A 5,287-nucleotide genomic window follows, 5' to 3' on the forward strand; every position below is an offset into this window, starting at 1 on the left:
AGGTTGTAGATTTATCCCGTCCCTTTCAAGGGATCAAAAGACGCAGATCTAGCACATGATCACGATGCATGAGCTCAAATAACTCAATGCAACTGAACTGCCATTAAACTCAAAATTTGAGACGAGGAATGATGAGTACTATTCAGTGTAACAATATCCATGTTGTTGATTGGAGGAGATCGAACACCAATACGACGAGCTGGTCAAGTACTCGGCCACTGTGCAACATGGAGCCACAGATCCGAAAGCCATTTTCTGCAGATTTTCCCAGGCAGATGACAAGCTAAAGACTAATGTTGGTTAAGTTAGCACAGTAGCTAGCGTTGATCGGAGAACAGAGCTACGTGGGTGCAGCAAGACAGATAGTATTATGAATGTCAGCAATGGGCTTTTTTGCGTTACTCGCACTTGAAGTTGTGTGAGACGAGATTCCATAAAACGCCGTACGGCGTCTTCACTCGGATGTATGGTTCGTCTGGCTCTTACCAGTTCAGAAATACTAAACGTGGGTGAATGCGATTCAATACCTCCTTACTGTTCTTCGTGACGCCCAAATGTTTGTGCTCGGCCTGGTTACGTCAGTTGGCCCAAAATAAGCAAGTGAGGGCCTAATGTAGGCTAACTTAGACGTACGCAACGCAGCTATTTAACTTGAGAATAATACTCATATTAAAACTTGATTTTTACACTCAGGTATTATACATGCATCCATCACACTTTTTGATTGAGTTAAGTGGAGCAAAATGATTTTCCTTAGTCGTCAACTACGCTCAGCTATAGTTATGTGCTGTTCTGCAACATTGTTATTAACCCAGAACATTTCGATAGCTCTTAGCCAAGACAGCAATCCTCAAAATGGTGTAGAGTTGAATGTCCATAGGGCACCATTGGTAATTCCCACCGACAAAAAACCTGAAGTTAGTCCGCAGGGGAAGTATACTCAGCGTGTTGCTATCAATGCTCCTCAGTTTTATTCAATAAAACCTTCTGTTTCTTTACAATACACCTCAACCCAGCGTCAAAATTCAGATGCAAGTGCAGTACTTGGGCTTGGCTGGTCTTTACATGCGGGATCAGTAATCAAACGAACAAACATAGGTGGAGGCGTCCCATTTTTCGAAGATTTCAAAGACATTTATCAACTTGACGGCATTCAACTTTTGGCTTGTGCTGATAATAATGCCAGTAATATTTGGAGCGGTTCTTACCCAGACCATTGGAAAACCAAAAAAACATCAGCATCTTGCAGTAGTGGCGGCAATTTTGCAGCTCAGAGTGATAACTATTTTAAGATTGAGCGTAAGATTAATAATAACACTTGGGAGGTGTTATCAACTGCGGGTATAAAACGCCAGTACAGGCCGGTATCTTACTTTAAAGATGTTAGCGAAGAAAACTCCGAAGAGGCTCAAAAACTGCTAAATGTATCCACTTGGCTGCTTAATGAAGAAATGGATACTTTAGGGAATAAAATCAAATATAGTTGGACAATCGATCAGCAAACCGAGGGTTACGCCCACAGGTTGGCATTAATTAGTTACGGTCCATACCAAATAAAATTCAATTATGGTCAAAGATCTGATGTCATATCATTTGCGACAGGTACTTCGATATTTGGTGAGCAACATCACAAGTTAACTTCTATCGAGATTAAAGAAGAAGGAAATAAACTTCGAGCTTATAGTTTAGACTATTCTAGTTCAGATCTGACCAGGAAAAGCCTTCTTATGAAAGTTGAGGAGTTTGGCTCAGATTACAAGATTGCCAACAATCGTGTCAATTCTGGCACTAAGCTTCCAGCGTTATATTTCGAGTATGAACCAGAGGTCATCAGTTTCAAAGATAAGAGTTTTAACACGCAAGCTAATGGTGTTGACTATTGGCAAAGATTTTTTCCAGTAAATGGAGCTGACTTCAATCGAGATGGCAAAGATGAAATTTTTTGGTCTGGATATGTACGAGGTGAAGATGATAATGAAGGAGGGGATGGCCTAAGTAACGATAATGCTGCAAGAATACTTGTATTAGACAATGAGCAAGCAAGTATATCTAGTAATATTCTTTTCAAAGACGACAATCCTCCACTCTCTTATAACTATGATCATAAATATTTAGGATTATTACCGAAGTCATTGACAAATGAGCGAGTTGCAGTCGTTTACTTCGACGATAATTTTAGGGACGGAGAGTTGCTGATCTCAAAATTTGATGATGATAGTTACAAACATGTAAGTCTTCTTCAGACTGACGCAACAAATGCTGTGATGGCGCAGACACATAGATCCAACTCACAAGTCATTCTGACATTTAATGAAAAAACAAAAAAAATTCATAGTTATGAGATAAATGAAAGTAAAGCTAAGCTGTTATCAACCTCGGCGGGTTTGATCGAAGATAAGTTTAGTCGTGATGACTTAGACAAGTTCTTTGACATTAACGGTGATGGATTAGATGATTTTATATCTGTAGGCGCCACAGACTATCTATATCGTAATTTTGAAGGCAACTTCGATAGCATGTCTTCTCTAGGTTACATTAAGGTTTTCGGTGATGATCTTTATGCGAAAGGGTTTGGCGACTTTAATGGTGATGGATTGAGCGATTTGGCTCAAGATATTGATAAAAAAAATATTTCTGTTTTACTTAGCACCGGAGACAACTTCCTTTCACCAAGTGTATGGACTGAGCAATCCAAGTTTGAGGTCCCTAAAACAGATCCATATTACGGTAATTTTTTTATTGAGTTGGCTGGTGATGCTTACAGAGACCTAAATAAGTTTATTGTAATCGACGTAAACAATGACGGTCTTTCAGACCTAATACAACATAACTTTATGAGTGGTGCAAAAGCGTGTAGCAGGTACGGATTTTGTGATACTCATTTCCCGTATGCATCTCGGATTTTCATTTCAACCGGCGCTCAATTTGTACCATTGAACGATGCAAATACTGGAAAGCAGCTGATCATTGAGGACTTTGCAGGATTTGGCGATTTTAATGGTGATGGTTTACTTGATGTTGTAGGGCGCATAGATACTAGCTCAGAGCGATTTAGAACTATTAGTTATGGGAACGGTGGTTTTGGTAATTTGCTCAAGCGTACGACATCAGCCGAAGGTAAAATTACTACAATTAATTATACGACTAGTCGCAAGGTCAAAGATAACCTGCAGCCGTTCAACACTGTTTTAGTTTCAGATATTACTGTTGACGATGGGCTCAGTACTTTACAGACAATCTCTTTTAAGTATGAGGGGGGACGCTATAACAAGTACTATAACCGCAGCCTTGGTTTTGGGAAGATCATCACGATTTTGCCGAAGGTTTCTGGTGAGTCCAATGCTCCGACGATTGAGACTACCTATCGTCAGGATCTTGCCTCTGTTGGTAAGATTGCACAGCGGGTCTGGAAAGACGGCGATGGCACTGTCTTGCGCAAGCAAGTGGAAGAATATACCGCTCAGAATGACAACGCTCCGTTCACTTCGCTGAACACAGCCAGCCTGATCTTTACTTACGATGGCGGCATTGAGAAAGTGCGCAAGGTGGTCCGGGAATTTGATGCTTATGGTCAGCTCAAGCATCGAGTTGATCATGGAGATGTAGCTAAGAGTGGAGATGAGCGTACCTATACCCGTTGGTCTTATCCCAATATCGATAAGTACATTGTAGACCGGTGGGCTGTCGAACAGGTGAATGAGGGCACATCTTATGATTACAGTGACCGCCGGGCCATGCGCCGCTGGAATTACTATGACAATCAGAACGTCGATGTTGCTCCGACGAAGGGGCTGACGACACAGGTCTCCCAATGGACTGGTGGCGGCAATGAAGACAAACGTGTTCTTGAGCAAAACAGCTATGACAGCTATGGCAATCTAATCAGCCGGAAGAATGCTTTGGGTGAGACGACAAGTTACGTCTATGATGCCCAGGACCACCTGTTCCCGATTGAAGAGCGCAGCCCGCTTTATCATGGCGGCGATACGCGCCACAAAGTGCGCACCAGTTGGGATAAAGCCTGTGGCCAGCCGCTGACACAAACGGACGCCAATGGCAAGGTCACCAGTTATAGCTATGACGTGCTGTGCCGCCTTGTGCGTACCGAGTACCCTGATGGCGGGTATGAGGCTCTTTCTTATGTCAACTGGGGTGTTCCAACCAGCCAGCACATCGTTAAGACCAGTACCCCGACCAAAGGCAGCACGCCTGTGACCAGCCGGGAGTATTATGATGGGCTGGGCCGGGTCTGGAAAACGGAACAGGATGTTGGAGCCGGACAGATCGTCCGTGAGCTGACCGGTTACAATGCAAGAGGTCAGAAGGCCTGGGCCAAGCCACTGCATGCACCGGGTACTGAACCGCAGCCTGTTACCTACAGCTACGACGCTTTGGGACGTCAGACCCGTATGGATTATGGTGATGGTAGCTTTATGCGCACCAGCTATGGTGCAGGTCCTCAGTTCCGCTTTGTTGAAGTCACGGATGCGCTTGGCAACAAGGCGCGCACCCATTTTGATGCTTATGACAATGAAGTGGTGCGTGAGAAGTTGCTGGATGGCCAGTGGCTGGCCACCCGCATGGACTATGATGTGCTCAATCAGCTGGTCAAAGTCACGGACCCAGCCGGTTCCATCTGGACTTACAGCTTTGATGGCCTGGGCAATCAGGTCTCCGCAACAGACCCCAACCTTGGCACTTGGACTAAGGAATATGATGGAGCAAACCGGCTGATCAAGCAGACCGACAACAAAGGTCAGGTGACCACGTTTACCTATGACAAGGCCGGGCGCACTAAATCTCGTCAGGTTGTGGGACAGCTTCTAAACCAGCCCCCTGTTCTGTCACAGGCTTTGACTGATCAGAGCCTGAGTGAGGGCTCCGCATGGTCTTATACGGTTCCAGCCGGCTCCTTCTCAGATCCGGAAGGGACAATACTGACATTCAGTGCCAGCCTGAGTGATGGCTCTGCTCTACCGGCATGGCTTTCCTTCAATGGCAATACCTTTACTGGTACCGCGCCAGCAAGTTCAGCTGGTGAGGTGCTGATCAAGGTCAGCGCTTCAGATGGAGCCTTGAGCACAGCAGATGTCTTCAAGTTGACGATTACAGCCTCAGATACACAGCCTGAGCCCATCATGGGCACCTCTGCCAATGAGACCTTAAAAGGAACGGCTGCGGCCGATGAAATCCATGGTCTGGCTGGCAACGACAAACTCTATGGCTTAGCTGGCAATGACAAGCTTTATGGCGGTGAAGGTTACGATGAGCTTTATGGTGGTGCTGG

At 44.8% G+C, this 5,287-nt stretch carries 1 protein-coding gene; it reads left to right on the top strand.

Translation table 11 applies throughout. The annotated features are described in order from the left end of the window. Positions 1 to 743: 743 nt before the first annotated feature. On the top strand, positions 744 to 5,287 hold a 4,544-nt coding region (locus JCM12308_RS27215; protein WP_208978974.1), incomplete at its 3' end, for a putative Ig domain-containing protein.

The organism is Pseudovibrio denitrificans JCM 12308 (assembly GCF_001310815.1).
GTDB classification, from domain to species: Bacteria; Pseudomonadota; Alphaproteobacteria; order Rhizobiales; family Stappiaceae; genus Pseudovibrio; species Pseudovibrio denitrificans.